Consider the following 26,126-nt stretch of genomic DNA (forward strand, 5'->3'; position numbering starts at 1 on the left):
AGCGATCTTCTAGACTATTACCGATGAGTAAGTTCTTTGGTTCGGTCGATGAGGTGACGCGGCGGCTCACCGGCGCGGGATACCTCCCGTCCACCGATATCGCCACCGCCGTGTTCCTCGCCGGTCACCTCGGCAAACCGCTGCTGATCGAAGGACCCGCCGGCGTCGGCAAGACCGAGCTTGCCAAGGCCGTCGCCGCGGCGACCAGCGCCGAACTGGTGCGTCTGCAGTGCTACGAGGGCATCGACGAGGCGCGGGCACTCTACGAGTGGAACCACGCCAAACAGCTGCTGCGGATCACCGCGACCGAGAACGAGGGCTGGGATCGCACCCGCGACCACGTCTTCACCGAGGAATTCCTGCTCGCCAGGCCGTTGCTGGCCGCGATCCGCAATACCGGGCCGACGGTGCTGCTCATCGACGAACTCGACAAGGCCGATATCGAACTGGAGGGCCTGCTGCTGGAGGTACTCGGCGACTTCCAGGTGAGCATCCCGGAACTCGGCACCATCACCGCCATCCGCAAGCCGTTCGTCATCGTCACCTCCAACGCCAACCGCGACCTGTCGGAGGCGCTGAAGCGACGCTGCCTGTACCTGCATATCGACTATCCGACAGCGGAGTTGGAGAAGGCGATCGTGCGGCTGAAAGTGCCCGAACTCGACGCCGAGTTGGCAGAACCGATGGTGCAGGTGGTCTCCGCGCTACGTCAACTGCCGCTGCGCAAGTCACCGTCCATCGCCGAAACCGTGGACTGGGCAAAGACTTTGGTCGCTCTGCGGGCGCGGAAGCTGACCAGCACCGTGGTGCGTTCGACGTTGGGCGTGCTGCTCAAGCATCAATCCGACCATCGCATCGCCACCGAGGGGCTGGCGCTGCTGGACACCGATCCCGCAGAGGATCGGGCGAAGTGACCGGTCTGCGCGCACGATGCGGCGGACCATCGACGAACCATGCCACCGGGATGCTGCTCGGGCGTCACACCCGGACGACAGTCGATGCCGCCGCGCGGAGTGCATCGGGTGCTCCCATACCCGCAGCACTGTCCGAGGTTCGAGCGGTGACGGCGGCCTCGTGTCGCGGTGCCGACGGGCGATCGGGCGAAACGATGACCGACCGCCTCGTCGACTTCGTCGGACGGCCGCGTGGGTACGGAATCAACGCCGGTTCAAGCGAAACCATCGATGTGGCCGGGGTGGTCATCGCTCTCGGCTTGTCGGATCGGAATCGGCCGCGAACGGGTCCGGCCGCCATGTCGGTGCGCCGCAAGGGTCGACGGGCTGCCTTCGATCAGCTCTTCGATCTCCACTTCCTCGGTGCCGAAAGATATCTGGCTGGTATGCCGGTGGAATCCGGTGTGGCACTGCAAGATCAGCTCGTCGACGTGGCAACCCGAGGTGTGGGCGGGTTCGGCTCGCGTGCGGGGGCGATGGGGCAGCGTGAGATCATTGATGCCGCAGCGGCGGTCGTGCGATGACGGGCGAATCGCGATCGGTGGTGTCGCGCCGGTCCGCGGAAACGATGACCGACCGGCTTGTCGACTTCGTCGGACTGCTGCGTGAGTACGGAATCAACGCCGGTCCAAGCGAAACCATCGATGCGGCCGAGGCGATCATCGCTCTCGGCTTGTCCGATCGCAATCGGCTGCGCTCCGGTCTGGCCGCCACACTGCTGCGTCGCAACGGTCAGCGCGCCGTCTTCGACCAGCTCTTCGATCTCTATTTCCTCGGTGCCGAGCGGACCGAGGTCGATGTGTCGACGAAATCCGTTGCGGCCCTGCAAGACCAGCTGGTCGATGCGCTCGTCGGAGGCGACAGCGAGGCCATGGCCGAACTGGCGCGTCAGATGCTGACCGCGCTCGGCGCCTACGGTGGCGCGGGCACCGGTCGGCCGACCACTCCGGTGACTACCGCCTCCGGCGCGGGCTGGTCCTCCTATCTGACCATGAAAGCCCTTCGCCCAGAAGAACTCCTGGACCGCATCGTTGCGGGCATGGGCTCCGGCGACCAGTTCGACACCAGCGTCCACACCATCGAAGCCACCCGCCGCCTCACCGAATTCCGGACCGCGGTGCAAACCGAGGCCCGCCTGCGCTCGGCCCAGCTCCGCGGCACCGACTACATCGCCCGCCGCGGTGTCGAATCCGCCACCGACCAGGTCGACTTCCTCGGCGCCCGCGAACAGGACCTCGCCGAAATGCGCCGCCTCGTCCACCCTTTGGCCCGCAAACTCGCCACCCGCCTGGCTGCCCGCCGCCGCAAGGCCGTCCGCGGCCAAATCGATATGCGCCGCACCCTGCGCCGCTCCATGGCCACCGGCGGCGTCCCGGTCGACCCCGTCCTACGCGCCCGCAAACACGGCCGCCCCGATCTCGTTGTCCTGGCCGACCTTTCAGGGTCGGTCACCGGCTTCGCCGAATTCACCCTGCAACTCGTCCAAGCACTCCAAGACCAATTCAGCAAGGTCCGCAGCTTCGGCTTCATCGACACCTGCGACGAAATCACCGGGTTGTTCACGCCAGGAGAGCCACCTACCGCAGGCTTGGTCACCCGCATAGTCCGCGAATCCGCCGTAGCCCGCTTCGGCAGCAGCAACTACGGCGAAGCCCTCCAAGGCTTCGTAGACAACTACCTCGACGCCCTAGGCCCCCGCACCTCCCTACTCATCCTCGGCGACGCCCGCACCAACCGCACCGCCCCCAACCTAGAAGCCCTCGCCACGATGCAAGACCGAGCCAAACACGCCTACTGGCTCAACCCCGAACCGTCCCGCTCCTGGCCCACCGGCGACTCCGCCGCCCACCTCTACGCCCAACACATCACCATGCACGAATGCCGAAACGTCAAACAGCTGAGCGAGGTGGTAGCCCGCCTGCTCCCGGCGTAGAAGGCGGGGCCGCTGGACTTCCCCCCGGGGTTCGGACATTCCGCTGGAGCAGGGCTTGCCTGAGGGCGATTGGAAAACCGAACCGCTGCTGAGCCCTCGACACGGCGACTATCGAGGTGGACGCTATGTCCGTGTGGTTCGGCTAGGCGCCGGTGGCGGCCTGGAATTCACCGAACCGTCGCTCGAGCCGGTCCTCAGCTGGGTAGTCCGCGCGTAAGCGCGGCAGCGTGATTCGCTTGCCATCGAGGTCTTGTAACCCATGCCGGAGCATCGGGCTGTCGGTCGGATCATGCATCAAGTTCGGGCCGATGTGAATCACATGGTCGGGAGAGATACCGAGTAGATTCGCATCGTAGGCAGCGTGGTGAATCTTGCAGAGGCTCAGTCCGTTATCCACGTCGGCCGAACCGTCATCATCGCTGTCAGCAATGATGTGAGCCCCGTCCAACAGCGACGGGTAGGCCAGTCCGCATGCGGCACATCGGTAGCCGTAGGCCAGCAGCACGCGGCCGCGGAACTCCGGCTGGTGCAGACGCTGTTTGGTCACGCGTTGCGCGTACGACCGCTCGATGGGCTTCAGATGCAGCGGATCTGCAACTTCTCGCAGGCTCTCATCGAGCGCGAGAATGAAACGCTTGCGCTCGAAGTCATCCCTGATCACGTACACCGGAGCAACGGGGATATACACGCCGTCTTTGATCCAGCGAAGCAAAATTATCGGTAGCTGCAATTCGAGGGCACGGCGCAGTTTGACGTTGTCGCCGCGCGGGTTTCCGTCACGGTAGTCGTAGGCGAGCAGCGAGTCGCCGACTTGTTCATCTGTATACGGGCTATCGGGTTTGGACATGATCGACAAGGTCGCCAACAGGTCCTTGGGGTTCCAGATCCCCTTGTTGCGGTCGATGAGCTTGTGTGAATCAGCGCCGACCTTGAAAGCTGTCAGCTCATCGCGAGTCAGTGCCCCTTTTTTCGCGACCTGTTCAGCCAACTGCTCGATGATCTGCTGCCGCAGTACATACTCCGCCCCGGTGTCCACAAGTGGAGTGTGCCATGTTCAGTCGTTCAGAGTTGATCTTTCGGTCACGGCGCGCCACCAAGTCGCTGCTGATACCTGTGGATGATCGTGGTCGGCTCGCAGATCTATGAGACTGCTTGATGCGCAGGAGAATTCGCTGACAGCTCGGCGTCGGCCCCTGGTCGCTACGATTGACTGTTGAGCGTCCGTCCAGAACAATCGTCCGGTAGAGTGCCTGGCTCGCGTCGTTCCGAGACGGTGAGCCCATCGGTTGATGGTTGTAGGGAGTTCTTGGGGCAATGGCTCGTATTCTCAAGCTCGAACCAAGCACGCAACGAATCTCTGCGCACGAGGTCGACAAGGGCGTCGAGTGTGAATTTGCGGTTATTCCGGAGCCGAATGGCCCGCTCGTACATCTGTCGACCTTCGGCTCGAAGAGCCGGGAGTCCAAGCGCAAGAGTAGCCAATCGTTGCAGTTCGACGAGAACGTCGCGCGGCAGCTCATTCTTATCTTGCGAGAGGTATTCGGGGACGCGGTAGTCAGCGGCACCGACGTCGAGGAAGCGCAGTTGGTCGCTGCCTATAGAAGCGACCCGGAGCGGGTTCGGCGACTCATCACCGACGACGAAGCTGCGCGTGATGTGGTGGCAATGGCTCATCGCAGAAACCAGGTCGAAAAGTTTCGTCGGCTGATGATCGACGACGACTACTTCGCGGAGGAGGTCGACAAAGCGCCAGGTCGAGGACCCGAATCGGTCTGGCAGAGCTTCTTCGGTGACAATCCCTGGATCTTCGGTGTTTCGCTTGCGGGGCAGTTGTTGACCTCGTGGAGTGGAGACAAGCTGGAGCAGGTTGTCGCCGGCGCATCGATTGCCGGCGTCGGTAAGCGCGTAGATGCGTTGCTTCGGACCTCTGGGCGCATCAAGTCGCTGGTGTTCGCGGAAATCAAGACACACCAGACGGATCTCTTGGGGAAGGAGTATCGGTCGGGATGCTGGGCACCCTCGTCGGAGTTGTCCGGCGGTGTGGTTCAGGCACAGGGGACGGTCCACCGGGCAGCGAGCGAGATCGGTGAACGTCTGCAGGACAAAGCATCTGACGGTAGTGATATCCCCGGTGAATACACCTACCTGCTACGCCCTCGCTCCTACCTCGTCATCGGGAATCTGGATAGCCTGCTCGGCGAGGGGGGAGGTCACCATGCGGAGAAAATCCGATCCTTCGAACTCTTCCGTCGCCAACTCGTCGAGCCTGAGGTGCTGACGTTCGACGAGCTGCTCGCTCGTGCCGAGTGGTTGGTGGCATCTGCCGATGAGCCGAACGTGGTCAGGTCTTCCTTCGGCGCTGGCGTATGACTGTCTGGACTTCGCTCACGCAGGCGTCGAGTGCGTTGTAGACGTCGTAGGCTGCGTACCTGAGGACGAGCCAGTCGTTGCGTAGCAGCCAGTTCTGGCGGCGGCGATCGTGGCGGAATGTCTCTGGGGCGCTGTGGAATTCGCGGCCGTCGATCTCGACGATGGTTCGGGATTGCTCGTGTACGAAGTCGCAGATGTAAGGGCCGACCCAATGGTTGGCGAGCATGGACAGATTTCGTCGTGCCAAGGCGCGGGCGAACAGGCGCTCCGGTTCCGAAGCCGAATGCAATGCTGCCTCCCGAAGTTGCCGGCGCAGTGCGGGTGAACCGTTCTTGCCGGAGCGGCAGAGATCGAGCACGTCATCCGCGGCGACGGTGCGGCCGAGGTGTTCATCGACCAACCGGTCGGCAGCGTCTTGCGGCATCACGGCAACGCAATCCAAGAGAGTGTATGCCGGTGACAACGTTGGTAGGCCCCACGCTTCGTCGATCGCGGTTGCGGGGAGGTCGCGTCGGTACAGGGTGAGCCATTTCGGGGTGTCGCGATGGATGGACTTCGGCACCGTTGCCTCGAATATGTCCGGTTCGGGCAGCATGTTCCTGAGCCACGCTGCGGTCCGATGGCTGAGCACCGCTGCCGGAATCCACGCAACGATTGCGGCACAGCGAGCGAGTCCATTGGGTGCCCCCAGGCAGTATGTGCGAGGCAACAATCGGCTGTAGCGGCCTTGGCGGCATCGCCGGTCGATCGTGGTTGCCGAGATCCCCTGTGACAACAGCTGATCGCGGGTATGGACGCCATGGATGGTCACGTGTCGAGCTTGCGGGCTGATGGCGGAGCAGCTGTGTTGGCTTCCTGGGGGAATGGTTGGACGGTGGATAAGTTGTTGGTTGGGGATAGCGGGTCTAGATGGACACAAATCGGGCTGCGACGACAAAAATTGCCACGAACAGGGGGAGAGTGTCGGCGTAGACCCGCATCTCCCGCCGAACAGTGTGGGCGTGGTGCGGCGCGGCTGCCGCGGCTGCTCGACCTGCACGCCCTGCCAGCTGCCGTGCCACGTAGTCGCCGGGTGTGGTGTCGGACAATTAGTTCGGGGCGGATGCGCGGTAGGCACGTCCCGCCAGTTGGCGTGCCACGTGGTCGCCCAGTGGGACGTCGGGTGACTTGCGAAAGACCTTGGGGCGTCGGCTTTTGAGTTCTTGTTCGGTGTGATCGGCTCGGTCGGGGTCGAACGGTCCGATCGACTGCGACAGGATCTGGGCTGCGTGGTGGCGGTTGGCGCGGTGAACGCGGGCGCGCTTGCGGGGGAGGTTCTTTCGGCTGGCCTTGTCGTTTTCGCCGTAGTCGTTGCGGCGGTCCTTGCAATAGCTCAGTTGCTTCTTTTCCTGTGGGGTTCTCCGCATTCATCGAGGCTAGCCGCGGAGGTAGTGTCGAAGCATCTGGTTATCGGCGGGGTCGGGGCGAGCCGCGGGGGTGGTCGGCGTGGGATCGATTGTCGTGCAGTTGCTGCCGTTGGTTGGGGTGGTACTCGGGGCGGGCGCGACGTTCTCGGCGACGGCGTTGAATCAGCGAGCCAAGTGGCGACGGGGTCATGATGCGCGGTGGGATGAGAAGCGGTTGGTGGCCTACAGCGAGTTCGCCAATGCGTTGAAGAGATCGGCGACGTCGTCCAATCGGGTTGCCGCAACGCTGGGTTATCCGGTCGCAGTACAGCCGATCGATGTGGACGAGGGTCTGCGAGCAATGGCTGAGGCAGAGGCCGATAAGACGACCAAGTGGGAGGTCGTACTTCTGCTCGGGTCACCCGCTGCTGTTGCGGCGGCCCGGAGTTGGAACAGGGCCGCGTGGGAGTTGAGTTGGGTCGCGAGAGGGCGGGTTATGGAGCACACGGCCTACATCGAACTGTTTGCTGAGATGGGGCGGAGGCGGAATGCGTTCTATGAATGCGCGCGTGCGGATCTCGGGGTCTGCACCGGTGCGCTACCGCCCGGAGATCAGCCATGGCTGCCACCATGCGATGACTCCGAACGGTGAGGGTGCTGGCTGGTCCGATGTGTCGGGCATACATGTGGCTCTACTGAACGGGCAAATTTAGCCCTTCGCGGCCGGAGTCGGCTCAGTTGGGCGGTTGCCGGGATGCATTCGTCGAGCAGTTCAGCGGGGGTGCGGATGCCGTCGAGCATGCGGACACGCTGCGCTTCGGGTGTTGGCCGCATGCTGAGCCGTGCTGGGGAAACAGCTGGGTTGTGGATCGTGGCTCGGCTATGGACAGCTTTGCTGAGCAGACACTTTTCGCCGGGAAGGGGATCGGGAACCGCCTGGGAGTTGCCAAAGGCGTCCGTTCAGCTGAGTAGGCCGATCTATGACAGGCGTTGATGCGGTGCCAGTCGTCGCGAGAGGCATCAGGTGATCAGCGTTGCTCGGACGAGGTTGTGGTCTGAGAGGCCGTTGGCGGGGTGGACGGCCAGATTGATGGCTCTGGTGTTGCGAGTGACGATGTGGTCGATGAATTGGGACTTCGGGCCCGAGGTGCGTGGGCGGGTCGGGAGTGTGCCCGGAGGGAGGTCGGCGACTGTGCAGGTGTCGCCCAGGGCTGCGCCGACGGTGTCGCGGTCGGTGTTGAAGTCGCCGACGATCACCAGCGGGGAGTCGGGGTGCGCGTCGACGAGTTCCTTTAGGCGGGTTAATTGTTCGACTCGGCGCTCGTCGCCGGTGATGTGGGTGGTGACGACGATCAGGGAGTCGAGTTCGACGGCCAAGAACCCGTTGCCCGGATCGTTGGGGAAGGACTCGGCGGCGAGTTCTTCGGTGGGGCGGTCGACCAGGAGGACGAGATGTTCGGTGGGGTCGTGCAGCGCGGGGGCGCCGCGGCGCAGCCGCGGGATGCGGGGGTAGCGAAGAGCGTGAATGGTTTTGTGGGGGAAGGTGGTTCGAAGGGAAGCCAGTTGGTCGCCGCTTACTTCCTGTAAAGCGATGACGGTTTCGGGGCGGGCCGACAACTGAGCGGATATCGCGGCGATCCGGATCGGCTCGTCCGGCCATGAGACGCCGTCGTCGTGCCAATTTTCGGCGTGGACGCGGTGGAGGACGTTCCAGGTGGCAACCGTGATCACAATTCGTGATGCTAGTGGCCGATCAAGGCACGCCGGCGTCGTAAGTAGGTACGCGTTACGCCGGTCGCCCATGCCCTCGCGATGACGTGAGTAGCCACGGCGTGATAGTCCGCTCCGAGGCAGCTCCGATGCCTGCCATAGCGATGCGGTTCGCATGCGATGTCGAGCGAAGTGCGGGTAGATCCTTGGTCGTTCGGATCTACCCGCACAGTGGAGGTCAGCGGCGGACTTCGGCGACCGGGACGGGGCGGCGTTCGGCGCGGGAGAGTTCGCAGGCTTCGGCGATGTAGAAGGCTTCGAGGGCGTCGAGTGGGCTGCAGGGGTTTTCGAGGCGGCCGGTGGCGACGTCGAGGAAGGCGACCAGTTCGGCGGTGTAGGCGTTGCGGAAGCGGTCCATGAAGCCGGGGTAGGCGGGGAAAGGGGAAGGGGGGTAGTTGGGTTCGACGGAGTGGAGGGGGGCTCGGTCGTCCAGGCCGACTATGGCGTTGGATTTCGAGCCGAGGGCCTCGAGGCGGACGTCGTAGCCTGCGCCGTTGTAGCGGGTGAGCGAGACGGTGGCCAGGGTGTTGTCGTCCAGGGTGAGGGAGACCAGCGCGGTGTCGACATCGTTTGCGGCGGTGAAGAAGTCGTCGCCGCGGTTGGCGCCGAGGGCGTAGACCTCGGTGACCTCGCGGCCGGTGACCCAGCGGATGATGTCGAAATCGTGGACGCCGCAATCGCGGAAGATGCCGCCGGAGCGGGGGATGTAGTCGGCGGGCGGTGGTTCGGGGTCCAGGGTGGTGGCGCGGACGGTGTGCAGCCAGCCGAGTTCGCCCGTGGCGATGGCGGATCGGGCGGCGCGGTAGCCTGCGTCGAAGCGGCGTTGGAAGCCGATCTGGACGGGGACGGTGGAGCTCGCGATGTGATCGATGACGGCGAGGGTGCCGGTGATGTCGGCGGCGACGGGCTTCTCGCAGAAGACCGGGATGCCGAGATCGACTGCCCTGGTGATCAATTCGGGGTGCGAGTCGGTGGCGGTCGCGATGACGAGCCCGGTGAGATCTGCGGCGAGGAGTTCGTCGATGTCCTGCGCGAAATCCACGCCGAGTTTGGTGGCGGTGGCCCGTGCGCGCTCCGGATCGGCGTCGGCCACGAGTACGGAGTCGACGCCGGTGAGGTTCTTCAAGGTCTCGGCGTGCGCTGCGCCGATCCGGCCGGTGCCGGCGAGGCCGAGGCGAATGGTGTTGGCAGACTTCATCGTTTCTCCCTACGGGTAGAGATGGCAGCGTGCGGTACGAAGGACTTGCTGTTGCCGATCGAGTTGTGCGGTGCGCCGGGCGATCGAGGTGCTGGTCGGGCCTTCTCGGGCGAGATAGCAGCGTTCCTCGTTTCTCCCTGCGGTGGGATGGCGGTGCGGGTTCAGGTGCGGGGTGGGGCGGTTGTCGCACGGACGACCAGCGAGGGCTGTAATCGGCGGCGTACCGGATCGGTGCGCCCGTCGCGTAAGCGTTCGGCGAGTGCCTCGATGGCCAAGCGGCCCATTTGGATACGGGGCTGATCGATGGTGGTCAGCGAGATGTGCCGCAGTGCGGCGAGTGAGGTGTTGTCGTAGCCGACGACCGAAACATCGTCCGGCACACGCAATCCGGCCTCTTCGAGCGCCGACATCGCGCCGACGGCGTTGAAGTCGTTGCCGCAGAGCAGTGCGGTGGGAAAGTTGTCGCGGGAGAACAGGTTCAGCAGCTTCTGGACGGCGGCCATGCCCGCGGAGTCGGTGTGCTCGCTCGGGACGATCATCGGCTCGAGACCGTGGTGTTCCATCGCCGTGCGATAGCCGCGGCGTCGCGCCGCGGAGGTGAAGGCGCCGCCGCCGTCGAGGTGCACGATGCGCCGATGACCGAGCGAGACAAGGTGATCGACGGCCAGCGCGGCGCCGACTTCGCCGTCGTCGTTGACCGTGTCGACATCGGGGATGGTGGAGCTACGCGACACCAGCACGACCGGACCCTGTTGTGCCGCTTCGCGTATGGCGGCGACGGGCAGGACGGGGGAGAGCAGGATGATGCCGCCGGGCCGGAAGGACAGCAGGCTTTTCAGCGCGGTGCGTTCGCGGGCGGCGCCGCGCCGCCCGGTGTTGAGGATCAGTTCGAGCCCGGCCTCCTGGGCGGCCTCGTCCATCCCCTCCACTACATCGGCGAAGAAGGCGTTGCGCAGGTCGGAGACCATGACGCCGACGATGTTGGAGGTACGGCTGGCCAGCGACCGGGCCATGATGTGCGGCTGGTAGCCGAGGTCCTTCGCGGCGGCGAGCACGGCGCGGCGGCGGTGCTCGCTGACCTTGGGGGAATCGCGCATCACCAGTGAGACCAGCGCGCGGGAAACGCCGGCGCGGGCGGCGACATCTTCCATCGTCGGTCGCGCCATCTCGCCTCCGTTCCGCGCCTAGAGCAGTCGTGCCGTGACGGACGTTACAACGTTGGAGCGCTCTAATCAATAGAGCGCTCTAATCCGAAATCTTCCACGCGTGGCATGAGCCCCATTTCGCCTGGAAGTCAGTATTATTCGAGGTAGCGGCGATTTATCGGCCGAGAAGACGGCTCTTGACACCCTGTGGCCCACGTTACATAGTTGGAGCGCTCCAACACTGTTGGACGGCAACCGGATCACACCGAAGGTCGGAGAAATCCCGATGACCGAACCTGTCTACCCGCTGCGAATCGCGGCCGCGCCGATCTCCTGGGGAGTCTGCGAAGTTCCCGGCTGGGGTCACGTGCTCGACGCGCGCACCGTACTGGCCGAGATGGCCGGACTCGGGATCTCCGCGACCGAACTCGGACCACCGGGCTATCTACCGCGCGACCCCGCGGAGCTACGCACCCTGCTCGGCGAATTCGGCATGACGGTGCTCGGCGGATTCCTGGCGCTGGCGCTGCACCGCGATCCGGAACGGGCGATCGCCGAGGCCGAGGACACCGCGGCCCTGTTCGCCGCGACCGGCGCGGAAGTGCTCGTGCTCGCCGCGGCCACCGGACTCGACGGTTACGACGCGCGCCCGCAGCTCAGCGACACGGAGTGGCGCACGCTGATCGACACCGCCGCGGCGATCCGCGATATCGCGGCCGGGCACGGCCTGCGCACGGTACTGCACCCGCACGTCGGCACCCATGTGGAGAGCGAGGCCGAAGTCGAACGGTTCCTGGCCGACTCCGATCTCGACATCTGTTTGGACACAGGACATCTGCTGATCGGCGGCACCGACCCGGTGCGGCTCGCGCAGCGGCACGCGCCGCGCATCGGGCACATCCACCTCAAGGATGTGCGCGGCGAGATCGCCGACGAAGTGCGAAGCGGCAGAGTCGAATACAGCGATGCCGTCGGCCGGGGACTGTATGTCCCGCTCGGTGACGGCGATGTCGACATCGACGCGCTCGTCCAGGCCCTCCACGCGGCGGGCTACCAGGGGTGGTATGTCATCGAACAGGACACCGCCTTGCAGCCCACCGACTCGGCGCAGTTGCCGAGCCGGGACGCCGAACGCAGTCTGCAGTACCTCGCGGGCATCGGCTCCGCGCGAATCTAGTTGGGAAGTGATGACAATGATGTCCATTCGATCGCACCGCGCCACCGGCTGGCGACGGTCGCGCGCGCTGCTGCCGTGTATGGCGGCGGTCGCCGTGCTCGCGGCGTGTAGCGGCCCCGGTTCCGACAGCAGCGGCCCTTCGGCGTCGCAGGCGCCGGTGTCCGAGGGCAAGTTGGGCTCGGTCGCGGTGGTTACGCACGGTAGCGCCGGCGACGCGTTCTGGAGTGTCGTCAAGAACGGCGCGCAGGCGGCGGGCAAGGACCTCGGCGTCCGCGTCGACTACAACTCCTCCGGTGATCCGGGACAGCAGGCGAAGCTGATCGATAACGCGGTGGCGCAGAAGGTCGATGGGATCGTCGTCTCGATGGCGAATCCGGACGCGCTGAAGCCGTCGATCGAAAAGGCGGTCGCCGCGGGCATTCCGGTGGTGACCATCAATTCCGGTGAGAACGAGAGCGCGAAGTTCGGTGCGATCGGCCATGTCGGACAGAGCGAGACGCTCGCAGGCCAGCTCGCGGGCAAGCGGCTCGCCGAGGCCAAGAAGACGAAGATGCTGTGTGTCATCCACGAGGCGGGCAATATCGGTGCCAACCAGCGCTGCGACGGCGCCTCGAAGGGCTTCGGCAACGCGACAACGCTGCAGGTGGACATCAACAACCCGACCGAGGCGCAGTCCAGGATCAAGAGCGCGCTGGAGGCGGACAAGTCGATCGACGCCGTCCTGACGCTGAACTCGCAGGTGGCCGCGCGCGCGGTGGATGCGGTGAAGGAATCCGCCTCGGCGGCAACGGTTGCCACCTTCGATCTGAATACCGATGTGGTGGAGGCGATTCGCGCGGGCAAGCTGCTGTTCGCGATCGACCAGCAGCAGTACGAGCAGGGCTACCTGCCCGTGGTGATGCTGAAGTTGTACCGCTCCAACATGAACAGCGTCGGCGGTGGTGCGCCGGTGCAGACCGGTCCCGCCTTCGTCGACAAGAGCAATGTGGAAGCCGTCGCCGCACTGGTGGCGAAGGGAACACGGTGAGTAGGTGACATGACGGTTGCCACGAAAACATCCGAAACCCCACCGGCGCAGCAGCCGGACACGCCGGCGCTGTGGCATCGGCTGATCGTCCGGCCGGAGCTCGGCGCACTGCTGGGCGCGCTGCTGGTGTTCGTCTTCTTCTCGGTCATCACCGACGGATTCCTCACTCCCGGTGGGGTTTCCAACTGGCTGGACGATTCGTCGACGCTCGGCATCATGGCGGTGGCCGTGGCCATGCTGATGATCGGCGGCGAGTTCGACCTGTCCGCGGGCGTGATGACCGCGTCCACCGGGGTGGTGACCGCGCTGCTCGCGGTGCACGCCGGCTGGAATCTGTGGCTCGCGCTGCTGGTCTCGCTCCTCTTCGCCCTCGCGGTAGGCGCGTTCAACGGGTGGATGGTGATGCGCACCGGCCTGCCGAGTTTCATCGTCACCCTCGGCACGTTCCTCGCGCTGCAGGGGCTGAACCTCGGTGTGACACGGCTGGTGACGAATGGCGTTCAAGTGTCGGGTGTTCGTGGCGCCGCGGGCTACGAATCGGCGGGCTCGGTGTTCGCGTCGACGATGCGGATCGGTGGCGCGACCATCCAGGCCTCGGTGCTCTGGTGGATCGTGGTGACCGCGCTCGCCGCGCTCATCCTGGCGCGCACCAGGTTCGGCAACTGGATCTTCGCGGTCGGCGGTGCGCTGCCCAGCGCACGCGCGGTCGGCGTCCCCGCCGTACGCACGAAGATCCTGCTGTTCATGGGTACCGCGTTCGCGGGCTGGATCGTCGGCTCCTGCAATGTACTTCGGCTCGGCAGCGTCCAGGCCAGCCAGGGCATCGGGCTCGAACTGCACTACATCATCGCCGCCGTGGTGGGTGGTTGCCTGCTGACCGGCGGCTTCGGTTCGGCGATCGGCGCGGCCATCGGTGCGCTGATCTTCGGCATGGCCAGTAAGGGCATCGTTTTCGCCGGGTGGAACAGCGACTGGTTCATGTTGTTCCTCGGCACGCTGCTGCTGGCGGCGGTGCTGGTGAACAACGGTTTCCAGAAGCGAGCCGAAAGGATACGACGATGACGGCGCTGATCGAGACCACCGATATCGGCAAGAGCTACGGCGGTGTCGTCGCGCTGCGCGATGTCTCGACCGTGGTCAACGCGGGCGAGGTGACCTGTGTGCTCGGCGACAACGGCGCGGGCAAGTCGACGCTGATCAAGATCCTGGCCGGTGTGCACCAGCACGATCGTGGCACGCTGCGGATCGAGGGCGAGGAAGTCCGATTGTCCTCGCCGCGTGAGGCTTTGGATCGCGGGATCGCCACCGTGTACCAGGATCTGGCCGTGGTGCCGCTGATGAGCGTGTGGCGCAACTTCGTGCTCGGTTCGGAGCCGACCAAGGGGATCGGGCCGTTCCGTCTGCTCGATCGCGCCAAGGGTCATGAGATCGCCCGAAAAGGGTTGACCGATATGGGCATCGACATCCGCAATATGGAGCAGCCGGTCGGCACCCTGTCCGGCGGGCAGCGGCAGTGCGTCGCCATCGCCCGTGCCGTGCACTACGGCGCGAAGGTGCTGATCCTCGACGAGCCGACCGCGGCGCTCGGCGTCAAACAGGCCGGTGTGGTCCTGAAATATGTTGTGCAGGCGCGGGATCGAGGGCTCGGTGTCATCCTGATCACGCACAATCCGCATCATGCCTATCCGGTCGGCGACCGGTTCCTCCTGCTCAAGCGCGGTGCCATGCTGGGCGCCTACGAGAAGTCGGAGATCGACGTCGCCGAGCTGACCAAGCAGATGGCGGGTGGCGCGGAACTCGATGCGCTGCAGCACGAGCTGGAACGAGTGACGCAGTGATCGAGGCGCTGACGATCGGCCGGGTCGGGGTGGATCTCTACCCCGAGCAGAGCGGCGTCGGGCTCGCCGAGGTCGAGACCTTCGCGAAGTTCCTCGGCGGCACCGCGACCAATGTCGCGGTGGCCGCCGCCCGGCTCGGGCACCGCAGCGCCGTGCTCACCAAGGTGGGCCCGGACGGGTTCGGTGCTTACGTGCGGTCCGCGCTCGAAGGATTCGGTGTCAGCGCCGAATACGTCGGCACCGCGCCGAATCTGCTGACTCCCGTGGTGTTCTGCGAGTTGAACCCGCCCGCCGATCCGCCGCTGCTGTTCTACCGCGCGCCGATCGCACCGGATCTCACCCTGACCGAGGACGAGGTGCCGTGGGACGCGGTGGATTCGGTTCCGCTGCTGTGGGTTACCGGTACCGGCGTGAGCGCCGAACCGGGACGTAGCACCCAGCGGGCCATTCTGAAACGCCGTGCCCGGCGCGGACATACCGTGCTCGACCTCGACTACCGGCCGATGTTCTGGCCGGACGAGGCTACCGCGCACACCGAGATCGGCTGGATGCTCGACCACGTGAACGTGGTGGTCGGCAACCGCACCGAGGTGCGGGTGGCGGTCGGCACCGACGATCCGGACGAGGCGGCCGATCGGCTGCTCGCGCGCGGTGTGCGGCTCGCGATCGTCAAGAAGGGCGCCGAGGGCGTGCTGATCGCGAACGAGCAGGGCCGGTGGACCGTGCCGCCGCACCCGGTCGAGGTGGTGTGCGGACTCGGGGCGGGTGACGGTTTCGGTGGCGCCGTCGTCCACGGCCTGCTGTCGGACTGGGATCCGCAGCGGATCGCGAGGTATGCGAATGTCGCGGGGGCACTGGTCGCTTCGCGGCTGGCGTGCGCCGACGCGATGCCGACCGATGCCGAGATAGAGGAGCTGCTGTGCAGGTGAGCCGGATGAGGCCGCACGATACGGCGACGGCTGTGCCGTATGCGCTGGCTACCGCCGTCGACCGGCCGCGTGTCGTTGCTGTGCGCGCGAATGTGGAAGTGGAGGAGGAGTTGTGTATCTGACCGACGAACGCTGGCGCGAGCTGTTGCGCATCCGGGCGACCGACCCGGCGGCGGTGGAGCGGGCCTACACCAAACGCGTCCGTCGCCCGAATCTGTTGGGCAACAAGGACACCCTGTTCCTGGTCGCCGCCGATCATCCGGCCCGCGGCGCACTCGGCGTCGGGTCCGACCGCACGGCGATGGCCGACCGGCGAACCCTGTTGGAGCGCTTGCTGATCGCCCTGGCTCATCCCGCAGTCGACGGTGTACTCGGCTCTCCGGATGTGGTGGAGGAGTTGCTGCTGCTCGACGCGCTGGACGACAAGGTGGTGATCGGCTCGATGAACCGCGGCGGCCTGGCGGGCGCCGAATGGGAGATCGACGACCGGTTCACCGGATACGACGCCGACGCCCTGGTTCGTTTCCGCCTCGACGGCGGCAAAATGCTGCTGCGCCTGGATGATGCCGATCCCGGCACGATCCCGACGCTGCACGCCTGCGCCCAGGCGGTCTCCGAATTGGCGGCGCACGGCCTGATGGCGATGGTCGAACCACTGCCGTACCACCGCGACGAATCCGGCGCGCTGGTGATGGCCAGGGATGCCCCCGCCCTGTCCCGCGCGATCACCGTCGCCTCCGGCCTCGGTGTCACCTCCGCGTACACCTGGCTGAAGATCCCGGCGCCGCAGGATACTTCGGTACTCGACGCGACCACGCTCCCAGTACTGGTGTTGGGTGGCGCGCCCTCGGGAGATCCCGCCGCCGACCTTGCCTCCTGGGGCGGCGCGCTCCGCCACGACGTGGTGCGTGGTCTGGTGGTCGGCCGCACCCTGCTCTACCCGCCGGATGGCGATGTCGCCGCCGCCGTCGATGCCGCCGCCCGGTTGTTGCAGGCGGCACGATGAACCGGTATGGCCGAATCGTGTTGCCGGTCAACCCGAACGAGGTGCTGTCATGAGTGCCGACTGCCGCATGCTCACCCCGCTGAACGTGCCCGCGCGCAGGTCGCGCAGGCGGCGGCCGTCGGCTGCGCGACGACCGACCACCCGCCGCGTCCCGTGGTGGCTGGACCCGCGTGGGCGGGCCCGTACCCCGGGCAAGCGACTGCCGATCGTGCGGAGCGCGGTGACGCGCCGTGTGCGCAAGACATCCGCTACCGGATCGCGAAATCGAGTGGCGGCGAGCACCTATCGCCCATGGGAGGCGCGATGAAGCTACACAGACCGGCGGGCACGCAGACCGACGGCAATGATCCGATCCTGCTCACCCCCGAGGACGCGGGCTGGACCTACACCGGCCTCCGCGTGCTCGCACTCGCGGCGGGGGAGTCGCGCACGGTGCACACCGGCGAATTCGAGGCGTTCGTGCTGCCGCTGTCCGGTTCGTGCACGGTCAGGGTCGACGGCCGGATCTTCCAATTGACCGGCCGTGAGTCGGTTTTCACCCGGGTGACCGATTTCGCCTACATCCCGCGCGACGCCGAGGTCGAGCTGTCGACCTCGGCCGGGCTCGAGGTCGCGCTGCCGATGGCACGCTGCACCCGGCGGCTCGAGCCGAAATACGGGCCGGCCGAGCAGGTTCCGGTGGAGGTGCGTGGTGCGGGCCAGGCCACCAGGCAGGTTACCAACTTCGGCACCCCCGGAATCTGGGAGCACGCCGACAAACTCAACGCCTGCGAGCTGATCACGCCCGACGGCAACTGGTCGTCCTATCCGCCGCACAAGCACGACGAGGCGAGCGAGTGCGAGGTGGTCAACGAGGAGATCTACTACTTCCGCATCGCGGGCCGCGACGGCATCACTCCGTCGCGTGAGGGTTTCGGCATGCACCGCACGTACACCGCGGACGGCGGAAGGGACGCGAATGTCGCGGTGCGCGACGGCGATGTCTTCCTGGTGCCTTACGGCTACCACGGACCGTGCATCGCCGCACCTGGCTATTCGATGTACTACCTCAATGTGCTGGCGGGTCCCGCACCGGAACGGTCGATGGCCTTCTGTGACGACCCGGCACACAGTTGGATCAGGGACAGCTGGGCAGGGCAGCCGCTCGATCCGCGCTGCCCGGTCACCGGTCCCGAAGGGCGGCACCCATGACGGCGTCGCGTGCCGCCGAACGCCGGTCGCCGGTGATCACTCGATGGTTCCCGGCGTTCGCCGGGCTGACGGGCGCGCTGACGGCCGGGATGATCGAGGCGCTGCAGGCCGGTCTGCCCGCGGCGCTGCCGAATACGAGCGATGAAGGGCGGTTCAGGTGAAGTCGACCACCGCGCAAGCGCTGGTGGCCTGGTTGGTCGCCCAGCGCTCGGAAACTTTCGACGGCCGCGAAGTCCCGCTGTTTCCAGCGGTTTTCGCGATCTTCGGGCACGGCAACGTCCTCGGCCTCGGCACGGCGCTGCACGAGCGCAGAGACGAGATCCCGGTGTGGCGTGGGCACACCGAGGAGGGCATGGCGCTGGCCGCGGTGGGCTACGCGAAGGCGACCCACCGCCGTCAGGTCGGCATCGCGACCTCGTCGATCGGTCCCGGCGCGCTGAACATGGTGACCGCCGCGGGCGTCGCGCACGCGAATCGTCTTCCGCTGCTGCTACTTCCGGGCGACACCTTCACGGGGCGGGCGCCGGATCCGGTGCTGCAGCAGGTGGAGCACTTCGGCGACGCGACCGGCACGGTGAACGACGCGTTCCGCGCGGTGAGCCGGTACTTCGATCGAATCACCCGGCCGGAGCAACTGATCGCCACGCTGCCCCAGGTGGCGCGGGTCCTGACCGATCCGGCGGAGACCGGACCGGTAACCCTGGCGCTGCCGCAGGACGTCCAGGCCGAGACCTACGATTTCCCGGATGCCTTGTTCGAACCGGTCCTGCATCGAATCCTGCGCCCCCGCCCGGATTCTCGCGATCTGGCCGATGCGGCCACCGCGCTCCGGTCGGCACGCCGTCCACTGCTCGTGCTCGGCGGCGGCGTCCGCTATTCGGGTGCGGGCCGAGTCGCGCTGGAATTCGCTGAGCGGCACGGTATCCCGGTAACCGAGACCACCGCGGGGCGCACCCTGGTGCGGCACGACCACCCGCTGTACTCCGGTCCGCTGGGTGTCACCGGCTCGGAATCGGCGAATCTGCTGGCGGCCGAGGCGGATCTGGTGCTCGCCGTCGGAACCCGCCTGCAGGACTTCACCACCGCGTCATGGACGGTGTTCGCGCCCGATGTCCGGTTGGTGACCGTCAACGCCGCCCGCTTCGACGCGGTCAAGCACGGCGCGCTCGCCGTAGTGGGCGACGCGGGCGCGTCTATCACCGAACTGACCGCGCACGTACAGGATTGGCGTGTGGACGCCGCATGGAGCGATCGCGCCGGAACTCTGCGGACGACTTGGGACGCGCACATCGACACACTGCGCGCCCCCACCACGGGCACTCCGAGCTACGCCCAGGTGGTCGGCGTCGTCAACGAACTCAGCACGGCGTCCGACTATGTGATGACCGCCTCCGGCGGCCTGCCCGGCGAACTCATCGGCGGCTGGCGCGCCACCGGCGGTGCGCCCACCATGGATGTGGAGTACGGCTTCTCCTGCATGGGTTACGAATTGGCCGGGGCCTGGGGTGCGGCGATGGCGCATCCGGACGGCGTGGTCACCACGATGCTCGGCGACGGCTCGTATTTGATGTTGAACTCCGAACTGTTCTCCGCGGCTTTCGCGGGTCATCCACTGGTCGCCGTTGTCTGCGACAACGACGGTTACGCGGTGATCGCCCGCCTGCAACAGGGGCAGGGCGGCGCGGCGTTCAACAATTTCTATGCCGACTGCCGCACGAATCACGCCGACCCGCCGCGCGTGGATTTCGCGGCGCATGCCCGCGCGCTCGGCTGCGACGTGTTCACCGCCGAGGGGCTCGACGATTTTCGCACCGCCTACGACCGGGCCAGAACGACCGCTCGCGATCGATCCCGGCCCGCGGTCGTCGTGGTCCGCACACAGCCGTCGTCGTGGACGGAAGCGGGCGCGTGGTGGGAGGTCGGAGTGCCGGCGCACTTGGCTGGACGGGCCGACCACGAGGCCGCGAAGCCGCGTCAGTTGCGCTACCTGCAACCAGGAAGTCGAGGTGTGGACCACAGCCCGCGTTGAGGGTCAGATAGCTCACACAAACAGGGGCCGAATGTGGCCGAATTCGTCGGATCATTGTACCGTTGATCAACGAGACCAGGGCTACTGAAGTGATTACCTGGCTCGTCTACAGAAAGTTTGAAATGGCTCAAGGCATTGTGAAGTGGTTCAACAGCGAGAAGGGCTTCGGCTTCATTGCTCAGGACGGCGGCGGCCCCGACGTCTTCGTGCATTACTCCGCTGTGAGCGGCTCCGGCTTCCGGTCCCTCGATGAGGGCCAGCGCGTGGAGTTCGAGATCGGCCAGGGTCAGAAGGGCCCGCAGGCTCAGGACGTTCGCGTTCTCTGATCTCTGAGACTTAGACGGCTCCCACACCAGCGGTGTGGGGGCCGTTTTGTCGTTCAGGGGGTTTTGACGAAGGTGACGTGGGTGACCGCGGGGGAGCGGACCACCGAGCCGATCCGGTATCCGGGCAGGGTGCCGAGGTCGTCGTAGAGGCGCTCGCCCGCGCCGAGCAGGATCGGCACCACCGCCAGGTGCAACTCGTCGACCAGCCCGGCGCGCAGGAATTGGCGCACGGTCGACGCGCCGCCGCCCAGTCGCACATCGTCGCCGCCGGCGGCCTCGAACGCCCGTCGCAGCACCTGGTCCGGGGTGTCGTCGACGAAGTGGAACACGGTCCCGCCGTCCATCGGCAGCGACGGCCGCGGGTGGTGGGTCATGACGAAGGTGTCGTGGTGGTAGGGCGGGTTGTCGCCCCACCAGCCCTGCCATTCGAGGTCGGGCCATTCACCGCGAATGGGCCCGAACATGTTGCGCCCCATGATGGTTGCGCCGATGCCGCGATCGCCCGCGGCGAGGAGATCGTCGTCGATGCCGGTCTCGCCGCCCTCCTTGCCGAACATCGCGTTGGTGTAGCGGGTGGCGAAGGCCCACTCGTGCAGGCTCTCGCCGCCTTCGCCGAGCGGGTTGTCCGTGCTCTGGTTCGGTCCGGCTACGTAGCCGTCCAGGGAGATCGACAGGTTGTGTACGCGCAGTTTCGGCATCGGTTCACTCTTCCCTCGGGTGCTTGCATTTTGCAATCGCTTGGGATCAGACTACGAGCAACTGGTTGTATATTGCAAGCAGTAGTTCGGATCGATTCTTTCGCGAGAGGGAGCACGACATGCGCGACCAAGGACGCTCGGGCTGCCCGATCAACGCGACGATCGAGGTGATCGGGGATCGGTGGACGCTACTCGTGCTGCGTGACGTGATGTTCGGCAATCGGCGCCACTTCCGCGAGCTGCTCGCCGGCTCGGAGGAGGGTATCGCGACCAACATCCTGTCCGATCGGCTCAAGCGCCTGGTCGCGGCCGGTCTGCTGAGCCGGGAGGACAGCAGGCCCGGTCAGAAAGCGGAGTACCGACTGACCGAGCCCGCTATTCAGCTGGTGCCGGTGATGGCCCAGCTCGGTGCGTGGGGGCTGCGGCACCGGCCGACCACCGAGCGTCTGCGGGTGCGCGCCGAGCTGCTCGAGGAGGGCGGCCAGGAGCTGTGGGACGACTTCATGGACGAGCTTCGCGAGTCGCACCTCGGGGTGCCGCGACCGGATCCCCACCGCCCCACCGCAACTCAGCGCCTGGCCGACGCCTACGCCGCGGTCACCGCACGCTGAGCCCGCTATCAACGTGCACTGGCGGGTGCGCTACCGAATGCCGCCGTGAGCAGCGCGGCGATGGCGAGCCCGCCGCCGAGCCACAGTGCGGCGGTGGTGCCGAAACCGTCGGCTGCCAGCCCACCGGCCAACGCGCCCAGCGCTATCGCGCCGTTGAAGACGCCGACCAGCAGCGAGGAGGCGCCGTCGCGATCGTCGGGGCAGGACAGCAGCGCCCAGGTCTGCGTGCTCACCGAGACGCTGCCGTAGGCGACGCCCCAGATGGCGAGGAAGAGCCCCGCGGTGACGATCGTGCCGCCCAGTCCGGCAGCAGCAGTACGCCGGCCGCGAGCACCGCGCTCACCGTGATCAGCGTCGTGCGCGGGCTGCGGACCGATGGTGTGCCCGCGAGGAAAGTGCCTGCCACACCGGCGATTCCGTAGACGAGCAGCAGTGAACCGATCTGCGCCGCGCTCGCGCTCGCGACCTGCTCGAGCACCGGGCGCACATAGGTGTAGGCCGCGAAGTGCCCGGTCACCAGAAATGCCACGATCAGCAGCCCGGTGCGCATCCGCGCATTGCGGACCAGCCGCAGCACGCCGCTCAATGCGACGCCGCCCGTCGGCGGCAGCGCGGGCAGCGCGACCGCGATGGCAAGCAGCACAAGCATTCCCAGGCCCGCCGCGGCGAAAAAGGCGGCGCGCCAACCGGCCAGCGCGCCGATATAGGTCCCCGCGGGGACGCCGAGCACCGAGGCCACCCCGATCCCGCTGAATACGACCGACATCGCGGTGCCCGCCGACTTGGTGGGCACCAGCCGCACCGCGAGTCCGGCGGCCAGTGACCACACCCCGCCCATACCGAGGCCGACGAGGACGCGTCCGGCGGTCATGACGGCGAAATTCGGCGCGAGCGCCGCGGCGAGGTTGCCGAGTGTCAGCACCGCCATCAGCCCGCAGAGCACCCAGCGTCGATCGAACCGGCCGAGCAGCACGGTCAGCGGCGCCGCCGAGATCGCGGCGACCAATCCGGTGACGGTCAGCGCCGAACCGGCCGTGCCCTCGCTGATCCGCAGGTCGTCGCGCATCGGGGTGAGCAGGCCGACCGGCAGCATCTCGGAGGTCACCACCGTGAAGGTGCCCGCCGTCACGATCCCGATGCCCAGCCAGCCGCGCCGGGCCGAATGCGGTTGTGCCGCCGATGAGCTGGTGGTTTCCAGTAGCTCTGTCATAACCCCAGCCAAGAGATCGGCGGCGGTGGAAACAACGGCGAACAGCGCATCGTTCTATGAGCTGAGCTAATCGACGAGTGGAGAGGGACGCCGGATGGGCCTGGAAGTGCGTGAACTGGAGGCGTTTCTGGTGCTCGCCGAGGAACTGCACTTCGGCAGGGCGGGCGAGCGGTTGTATGTATCACAGGGGCGGGTGAGTCAGCTGCTGCGGACGCTGGAGCGGCGGGTCGGCGGAAAGCTGGTGGAGCGCACCAGCCGCAAGGTGAAGCTCACTCCGCTCGGCGACGAATTCGTGACCGCGCTGCGCCCGGCGTACGCGGCCCTGTACGCGACGGTGGACAAAGCGTGCAGTTCGGCGCGTGGTGTGCACGGCGTGCTGCGCGTCGGATTTCAGGGCAGCTACGACGAGAACCTGATGCGGGCCATCGACCTGTTCCAGCAGCGGTACACGGACTGCGCGATCGAGTTGACCGAGATCCCGTTCGCCGACCCGTTCGGCCCGCTGTACCGCAACGAGGTCGACGTGGCGCTCGCGCTCACCCCGTCCAACGAGCCCGAACTGGTGCTCGGCTTCGCCTTCGCGAAACAGGTGCAGCAGCTGGCGGTTTCGGTCCGCCATCCACTGGCGGGCCGGACCTCGATCGGCGCCGAGGAACTCGTCGGCAGTCCGCTGATCAGTGCGCGTGGGCCTGCGCCGGAGTACTGGCGGCTCGCGCACGCGCCCCGGATCACCCCTGGCGGCAGCGAGATTCCGGCCGGGCCGACGGTGCGCACGCTCGAGGAGGGATTGGCGCTGGTGGCCGCCGAGCGCGGGACCATGTTGCTGTGCAAGCTCACCAGCGAGCACCGGGCGCGACCCTCGGTCGTCTTCGTACCGGTCGATGGCCTTGGCGATTCGGTGCTCGGCCTGTTCTGGCACGGCAATCGGGAAACGGCGCGGGTCCGCGCATTCGCGGCGGTGGTCGGTGAAGTGGCGAATAAAGGCGATCTGCGCTGAGCGGTTTCCGGTGAAATTGCCTGGTTGTCCACGCTGTATGACTGGAATGTCCGAATAGCGATGTCGTGGCGGTCTCAGACGGTTATGTCCATCTTCTCAAAGACCTCTTAAGTTCGGCAGTCAATGCCTCCTGGCGGACATGGTTAGGCAGGCGAACTACAAGCCGAGACGATCGTCGTTGATCCGTCTCGGGCCGAGCTTTCCCAGCTAGAAGCGAGATGGACGCTTGACCAGGCGTTCTTCGTGATGTGACTGTTACCTGCATCACTAAATCGCGGAATTTCGTAACCGGCTTTGTCCGGCCGCCGATGTGCCATGTGTCAGCCAGTTCGACTGGGTTGTCTTTCAACGAAGAGGTATTCAAATGATCCCCGTTATTATCGACACCGGTAGCGCTGCTCTGGGTGGTTTCCTCGACACCTTCGGTGCCGCTCTGCACGGTATCGTCAACACCCTGTGGACGGGCTCGTTCGGCGGTCGCTGAATTTGACGTAACGACCGAACTATTTCGGTTTCGGCCGGTCTCACGCTGCGCGGCATGAGACCGGCCTTTGCCGTCAGTGGGGGTGGATGTCCGACCGCACTCCGGCGATCACCGCGGCTACTTCTTCGGGACGGGTGAGCTGCGGGTAGTGGCCGGTCCCGCGGATCACCGTGGTGTCGTGCGAAGCCCGTTCGAGCAGTGGGTCTTCCGCGCCGACCACGATCCGCACCGGCACCCCGACCCGATCCAGCGCTGCGCGCAACGCGTTTCGCCGCTCGGACGTGCTCGCGGCGCGTAGCGCCGCGATGGTCCGCCCGGCTACTCCGGGCCTGCCGAGGTCGGCCACCGCGCTGGCCAGTGCGGGACCGTCGGGCAGTCCGAGCCGAGTCGCCAAGGCCGCCGCCGTGGTTCGCCGCAGCGCGAGTGCCGCCAGCGGGGAGCGCACCAGGCGGCTCGCGGGCGCCTGGAGAAATGCGGGCGAAATCAACACGACACCGCCGACGCGGTCGGGATGGGCGAGGGCGTAATCGAGCACCGGCCCGCAGCCGAGCGAATGCCCAACCAGCACAGGGCGACTGCGCACCGTTCGCATCAACCGCGGCAAGGCCTCGTCGAGCGCGCCCGGCGCGGAGCGGCCCAATCCGGGCAGGTCGATCGCCAGGGCCGGTCCGTCGAGCTCGCCTCGCAGGGCGGCCCACGAGTCGCTGTTCAGCGGGAGTCCGTGCAGCAGTATGTAATCCGGCTCTTCACGATCGCCGGAAACCCAGGTGCCGTCGGCGAATCCAGCGGACGGATCGGCCTCGACGGTGCCGAAACGGCTTGCGACGAGATGATCGGCCCAGGCGCGCAGTGTGGGTTCGGTTGGCGGCATGGCGATTCCGGCCGCTCGTGCGAGTTCGTCCGCGGCCGAGGTGTCGTAACGGTCCTCGGACAGGAAAGTGAGTGTCTCGGGGTCCGCCCGGGTCAGTGCCTGCGGCAACTTCGCGATGACGCTCACCGGAATCGAGAACCGCGGCGCGGGCACGCCCATATGCCCGGCGAGCAACCGGATCAGCTCCGGCAGCACGGGAGTCTCTGCGTCCAGCACCGTGTACGACTGTCCGGCCGCGTCGGCCCGTTCGGGCAGGCTGGTCAGGAACGCGGCGAAGTAGTCCAGATCGACTATCGGAACGAAGGTTTCGCGCCCGCCCGGAATCGCGGCGAGCTTGCCGCGCCACAGATCCTCGAGCACCGGGCTGAGCCCGATGTACTGGCCCGGACCGATGACCGCGCTCGGGTTCGCGATCGTCAGCGGTATGCCGTGCTGTGCCGCGCGCTCGCGCAGCTTTGGGTCCGATTCGAACTTGGTGGCGCCGTAAGCGCCGTTCTCGTAGCTGCCTTCGGTCGAATCCGGTGCAGTGATGCGGTATCCGGTGATGTGCACGACGCGCCGCAATTCCGGTAGTGCGGCTGCCCAGTCCAGGACATGCAGTGCGCCGGTGACATTCACCGCGTACGCGTCGTCGGGGTCCAGTCCGAAGGCGTACCGCGCCGCGCAGTTGTAGACGTCGCGCACGCCGCTCGTATCGAGTTCATCGGGCAGGCCGAGGTCGGATGCGGTGATATCGCAGGCCACGACGTCGAGTGCGCGCTGGTCGACGCCGCGCTCGCGCAACCAGGTGGTGAGGCGATGTTCGCTGCCGGGACGCACCCCGGCGATCACCGACCCGCCCCGGGCGAGCAGGCGGGCCACCGTGGCGCGGCCGATGAACCCGGCGGCGCCGAGCACGATGCTGTCTGACATGAGCAATTCCTAACTGGACTGGTCTACATATTTTATAGACCTGCGAAAACGGCTGATAGCGAACCG

Annotated in this window: 28 protein-coding genes; 18 read left to right on the forward strand and 10 right to left on the reverse strand. The window is 66.4% G+C overall.

What is annotated here, in order from left to right; translation table 11 throughout:
* Positions 1-23: 23 nt before the first annotated feature.
* The 3 genes from ACIG5A_RS35940 to ACIG5A_RS35950 all read left to right on the forward strand — a co-directional run bounded on the left by ACIG5A_RS35940 (position 24) and on the right by ACIG5A_RS35950 (position 2,886).
* Entirely contained in the window at positions 24-914 is an 891-nt protein-coding gene (locus tag ACIG5A_RS35940) for an AAA family ATPase (protein WP_397248510.1), read from the forward strand.
* 194 nt (positions 915-1,108) lie between these two features.
* Positions 1,109-1,477 carry a hypothetical protein gene (locus tag ACIG5A_RS35945; protein WP_397248512.1) on the forward strand — a complete coding sequence of 123 codons (369 nt, stop codon included), beginning with the start codon at positions 1,109-1,111 and terminating at the stop codon, positions 1,475-1,477.
* A gap of 44 nt (positions 1,478-1,521) precedes the next feature.
* The gene (locus tag ACIG5A_RS35950; protein ID WP_397248514.1) at positions 1,522-2,886 is read left to right on the forward strand and encodes a VWA domain-containing protein; all 1,365 of its coding nucleotides are present in this window, start codon (positions 1,522-1,524) and stop codon (positions 2,884-2,886) included.
* Between the two features lie 142 nt (positions 2,887-3,028).
* Here ACIG5A_RS35950 and ACIG5A_RS35955 read toward each other — a convergent pair whose 3' ends face one another.
* Positions 3,029-3,922, reverse strand: coding sequence for an HNH endonuclease (locus ACIG5A_RS35955; RefSeq protein ID WP_397248516.1), 894 nt, complete (start codon positions 3,920-3,922; stop codon positions 3,029-3,031).
* A 278-nt stretch (positions 3,923-4,200) separates the two neighbouring features.
* Between ACIG5A_RS35955 and ACIG5A_RS35960 the strand changes: the two genes are divergently transcribed.
* Positions 4,201-5,256: a Shedu immune nuclease family protein gene (locus ACIG5A_RS35960; protein WP_397248518.1), complete on the forward strand. Its 1,056-nt coding sequence runs from the start codon at positions 4,201-4,203 to the stop codon at positions 5,254-5,256.
* On the opposite strand, the gene ACIG5A_RS35965 is transcribed toward ACIG5A_RS35960, so the two are convergent.
* Positions 5,228-6,067, reverse strand: coding sequence for a DUF559 domain-containing protein (locus ACIG5A_RS35965; protein WP_397248520.1), 840 nt, complete (start codon positions 6,065-6,067; stop codon positions 5,228-5,230). The genes ACIG5A_RS35960 and ACIG5A_RS35965 overlap by 29 nt on opposite strands.
* Positions 6,068-6,344: 277 nt before the next feature.
* Complete coding sequence (locus ACIG5A_RS35970) at positions 6,345-6,662, reverse strand: hypothetical protein (RefSeq protein ID WP_397248522.1); 318 nt, start codon at positions 6,660-6,662, stop codon at positions 6,345-6,347.
* A 79-nt stretch (positions 6,663-6,741) separates the two neighbouring features.
* On the opposite strand from ACIG5A_RS35970, the gene ACIG5A_RS35975 reads away from it, so the two are divergent.
* A complete protein-coding gene (locus ACIG5A_RS35975; protein WP_397248524.1) occupies positions 6,742-7,293 on the forward strand; it encodes a hypothetical protein in 552 nt (183 codons plus the stop codon).
* A gap of 368 nt (positions 7,294-7,661) precedes the next feature.
* Here the strand turns inward: ACIG5A_RS35975 and ACIG5A_RS35980 are convergent, their stop codons facing one another.
* From ACIG5A_RS35980 to ACIG5A_RS35990, 3 genes are all read right to left on the reverse strand, one after another.
* Positions 7,662-8,444, reverse strand: coding sequence for an endonuclease/exonuclease/phosphatase family protein (locus ACIG5A_RS35980; RefSeq protein ID WP_397248526.1), 783 nt, complete (start codon positions 8,442-8,444; stop codon positions 7,662-7,664).
* Between the two features lie 145 nt (positions 8,445-8,589).
* A complete protein-coding gene (locus ACIG5A_RS35985) occupies positions 8,590-9,609 on the reverse strand; it encodes a Gfo/Idh/MocA family oxidoreductase (RefSeq protein ID WP_397248529.1) in 1,020 nt (339 codons plus the stop codon).
* A gap of 161 nt (positions 9,610-9,770) precedes the next feature.
* On the reverse strand, positions 9,771-10,775 hold the full coding sequence (locus ACIG5A_RS35990) for a LacI family DNA-binding transcriptional regulator (protein WP_397248531.1): 1,005 nt from the start codon (positions 10,773-10,775) through the stop codon (positions 9,771-9,773).
* Between the two features lie 265 nt (positions 10,776-11,040).
* Between ACIG5A_RS35990 and ACIG5A_RS35995 the strand changes: the two genes are divergently transcribed.
* The 11 genes from ACIG5A_RS35995 (at position 11,041) to ACIG5A_RS36045 (ending at position 20,277) form a co-directional block, all read left to right on the forward strand.
* A complete protein-coding gene (locus ACIG5A_RS35995) occupies positions 11,041-11,931 on the forward strand; it encodes a TIM barrel protein (RefSeq protein WP_397248533.1) in 891 nt (296 codons plus the stop codon).
* Positions 11,932-11,947: 16 nt separating this feature from the next.
* Positions 11,948-12,958 (forward strand): sugar ABC transporter substrate-binding protein, encoded by a 1,011-nt coding sequence (locus ACIG5A_RS36000; RefSeq protein ID WP_397248535.1) that lies wholly within the window; start codon positions 11,948-11,950, stop codon positions 12,956-12,958.
* A 9-nt stretch (positions 12,959-12,967) separates the two neighbouring features.
* Complete coding sequence (locus tag ACIG5A_RS36005; protein WP_397248537.1) at positions 12,968-14,020, forward strand: ABC transporter permease; 1,053 nt, start codon at positions 12,968-12,970, stop codon at positions 14,018-14,020.
* Positions 14,017-14,796 (forward strand): ATP-binding cassette domain-containing protein, encoded by a 780-nt coding sequence (locus ACIG5A_RS36010; RefSeq protein WP_397248539.1) that lies wholly within the window; start codon positions 14,017-14,019, stop codon positions 14,794-14,796. Before ACIG5A_RS36005 ends, ACIG5A_RS36010 begins: the two co-directional genes overlap by 4 nt.
* Positions 14,793-15,725 (forward strand): 5-dehydro-2-deoxygluconokinase, encoded by a 933-nt coding sequence (iolC, locus tag ACIG5A_RS36015; protein WP_397248541.1) that lies wholly within the window; start codon positions 14,793-14,795, stop codon positions 15,723-15,725. The genes ACIG5A_RS36010 and iolC overlap by 4 nt, the downstream gene beginning before the upstream one ends.
* Before the next feature lie 112 nt (positions 15,726-15,837).
* Positions 15,838-16,731: an aldolase gene (locus ACIG5A_RS36020; protein ID WP_397248543.1), complete on the forward strand. Its 894-nt coding sequence runs from the start codon at positions 15,838-15,840 to the stop codon at positions 16,729-16,731.
* Between the two features lie 49 nt (positions 16,732-16,780).
* Complete coding sequence (locus tag ACIG5A_RS36025) at positions 16,781-17,038, forward strand: hypothetical protein (RefSeq protein WP_397248545.1); 258 nt, start codon at positions 16,781-16,783, stop codon at positions 17,036-17,038.
* Entirely contained in the window at positions 17,035-17,922 is an 888-nt protein-coding gene (gene iolB / locus ACIG5A_RS36030; RefSeq protein ID WP_397248547.1) for a 5-deoxy-glucuronate isomerase, read from the forward strand. Before ACIG5A_RS36025 ends, iolB begins: the two co-directional genes overlap by 4 nt.
* Positions 17,919-18,083 (forward strand): hypothetical protein, encoded by a 165-nt coding sequence (locus ACIG5A_RS36035; RefSeq protein ID WP_397248549.1) that lies wholly within the window; start codon positions 17,919-17,921, stop codon positions 18,081-18,083. The genes iolB and ACIG5A_RS36035 overlap by 4 nt, the downstream gene beginning before the upstream one ends.
* Positions 18,080-19,951, forward strand: a complete 1,872-nt coding sequence (gene iolD, locus ACIG5A_RS36040) for a 3D-(3,5/4)-trihydroxycyclohexane-1,2-dione acylhydrolase (decyclizing) (protein ID WP_397248551.1) — start codon at positions 18,080-18,082, stop codon at positions 19,949-19,951. The genes ACIG5A_RS36035 and iolD overlap by 4 nt, the downstream gene beginning before the upstream one ends.
* A gap of 122 nt (positions 19,952-20,073) precedes the next feature.
* Complete coding sequence (locus ACIG5A_RS36045; RefSeq protein WP_014987157.1) at positions 20,074-20,277, forward strand: cold-shock protein; 204 nt, start codon at positions 20,074-20,076, stop codon at positions 20,275-20,277.
* A gap of 53 nt (positions 20,278-20,330) precedes the next feature.
* Here ACIG5A_RS36045 and ACIG5A_RS36050 read toward each other — a convergent pair whose 3' ends face one another.
* Positions 20,331-20,975: a dihydrofolate reductase family protein gene (locus ACIG5A_RS36050; protein WP_397248553.1), complete on the reverse strand. Its 645-nt coding sequence runs from the start codon at positions 20,973-20,975 to the stop codon at positions 20,331-20,333.
* Positions 20,976-21,094: 119 nt separating this feature from the next.
* Between ACIG5A_RS36050 and ACIG5A_RS36055 the strand changes: the two genes are divergently transcribed.
* Positions 21,095-21,586, forward strand: a complete 492-nt coding sequence (locus ACIG5A_RS36055) for a winged helix-turn-helix transcriptional regulator (RefSeq protein ID WP_397248555.1) — start codon at positions 21,095-21,097, stop codon at positions 21,584-21,586.
* An 8-nt stretch (positions 21,587-21,594) separates the two neighbouring features.
* Here the strand turns inward: ACIG5A_RS36055 and ACIG5A_RS36060 are convergent, their stop codons facing one another.
* Complete coding sequence (locus tag ACIG5A_RS36060) at positions 21,595-21,819, reverse strand: hypothetical protein (RefSeq protein WP_397248557.1); 225 nt, start codon at positions 21,817-21,819, stop codon at positions 21,595-21,597.
* Positions 21,816-22,796, reverse strand: a complete 981-nt coding sequence (locus tag ACIG5A_RS36065; RefSeq protein ID WP_397248559.1) for an MFS transporter — start codon at positions 22,794-22,796, stop codon at positions 21,816-21,818. Before ACIG5A_RS36065 ends, ACIG5A_RS36060 begins: the two co-directional genes overlap by 4 nt.
* Positions 22,797-22,890: 94 nt before the next feature.
* Between ACIG5A_RS36065 and ACIG5A_RS36070 the strand changes: the two genes are divergently transcribed.
* Positions 22,891-23,793, forward strand: coding sequence for a LysR family transcriptional regulator (locus ACIG5A_RS36070; RefSeq protein ID WP_397248561.1), 903 nt, complete (start codon positions 22,891-22,893; stop codon positions 23,791-23,793).
* Positions 23,794-24,350: 557 nt separating this feature from the next.
* Here the strand turns inward: ACIG5A_RS36070 and ACIG5A_RS36075 are convergent.
* Positions 24,351-26,060: an alpha/beta fold hydrolase gene (locus tag ACIG5A_RS36075; protein ID WP_397248563.1), complete on the reverse strand. Its 1,710-nt coding sequence runs from the start codon at positions 26,058-26,060 to the stop codon at positions 24,351-24,353.
* Positions 26,061-26,126 lie beyond the last annotated feature (66 nt).

Source organism: Nocardia sp. NPDC052566 (assembly GCF_044547285.1).
Lineage (GTDB): Bacteria > Actinomycetota > Actinomycetes > Mycobacteriales > Mycobacteriaceae > Nocardia.

Coding starts and splice junctions, on each gene's coding strand:
- ACIG5A_RS36035 (WP_397248549.1), top strand. CDS start 17,919: ATGACGGCGTCGCGTGCCGCCGAACGCCGGTCGCCGGTGATCACTCGA.
- ACIG5A_RS35970 (WP_397248522.1), bottom strand. CDS start 6,662: ATGCGGAGAACCCCACAGGAAAAGAAGCAACTGAGCTATTGCAAGGAC.
- ACIG5A_RS36025 (WP_397248545.1), top strand. CDS start 16,781: ATGAGTGCCGACTGCCGCATGCTCACCCCGCTGAACGTGCCCGCGCGC.
- ACIG5A_RS36045 (WP_014987157.1), top strand. CDS start 20,074: ATGGCTCAAGGCATTGTGAAGTGGTTCAACAGCGAGAAGGGCTTCGGC.
- ACIG5A_RS36050 (WP_397248553.1), bottom strand. CDS start 20,975: ATGCCGAAACTGCGCGTACACAACCTGTCGATCTCCCTGGACGGCTAC.
- ACIG5A_RS36010 (WP_397248539.1), top strand. CDS start 14,017: ATGACGGCGCTGATCGAGACCACCGATATCGGCAAGAGCTACGGCGGT.
- ACIG5A_RS35980 (WP_397248526.1), bottom strand. CDS start 8,444: ATGGGCGACCGGCGTAACGCGTACCTACTTACGACGCCGGCGTGCCTT.
- ACIG5A_RS35985 (WP_397248529.1), bottom strand. CDS start 9,609: ATGAAGTCTGCCAACACCATTCGCCTCGGCCTCGCCGGCACCGGCCGG.
- ACIG5A_RS36055 (WP_397248555.1), top strand. CDS start 21,095: ATGCGCGACCAAGGACGCTCGGGCTGCCCGATCAACGCGACGATCGAG.
- ACIG5A_RS36065 (WP_397248559.1), bottom strand. CDS start 22,796: ATGACAGAGCTACTGGAAACCACCAGCTCATCGGCGGCACAACCGCAT.
- ACIG5A_RS35945 (WP_397248512.1), top strand. CDS start 1,109: ATGACCGACCGCCTCGTCGACTTCGTCGGACGGCCGCGTGGGTACGGA.
- ACIG5A_RS36005 (WP_397248537.1), top strand. CDS start 12,968: ATGACGGTTGCCACGAAAACATCCGAAACCCCACCGGCGCAGCAGCCG.
- ACIG5A_RS36070 (WP_397248561.1), top strand. CDS start 22,891: ATGGGCCTGGAAGTGCGTGAACTGGAGGCGTTTCTGGTGCTCGCCGAG.
- iolB (WP_397248547.1), top strand. CDS start 17,035: ATGAAGCTACACAGACCGGCGGGCACGCAGACCGACGGCAATGATCCG.
- ACIG5A_RS35950 (WP_397248514.1), top strand. CDS start 1,522: ATGACCGACCGGCTTGTCGACTTCGTCGGACTGCTGCGTGAGTACGGA.
- ACIG5A_RS35990 (WP_397248531.1), bottom strand. CDS start 10,775: ATGGCGCGACCGACGATGGAAGATGTCGCCGCCCGCGCCGGCGTTTCC.
- ACIG5A_RS35940 (WP_397248510.1), top strand. CDS start 24: ATGAGTAAGTTCTTTGGTTCGGTCGATGAGGTGACGCGGCGGCTCACC.
- ACIG5A_RS35995 (WP_397248533.1), top strand. CDS start 11,041: ATGACCGAACCTGTCTACCCGCTGCGAATCGCGGCCGCGCCGATCTCC.
- ACIG5A_RS35960 (WP_397248518.1), top strand. CDS start 4,201: ATGGCTCGTATTCTCAAGCTCGAACCAAGCACGCAACGAATCTCTGCG.
- ACIG5A_RS36075 (WP_397248563.1), bottom strand. CDS start 26,060: ATGTCAGACAGCATCGTGCTCGGCGCCGCCGGGTTCATCGGCCGCGCC.
- ACIG5A_RS36000 (WP_397248535.1), top strand. CDS start 11,948: ATGATGTCCATTCGATCGCACCGCGCCACCGGCTGGCGACGGTCGCGC.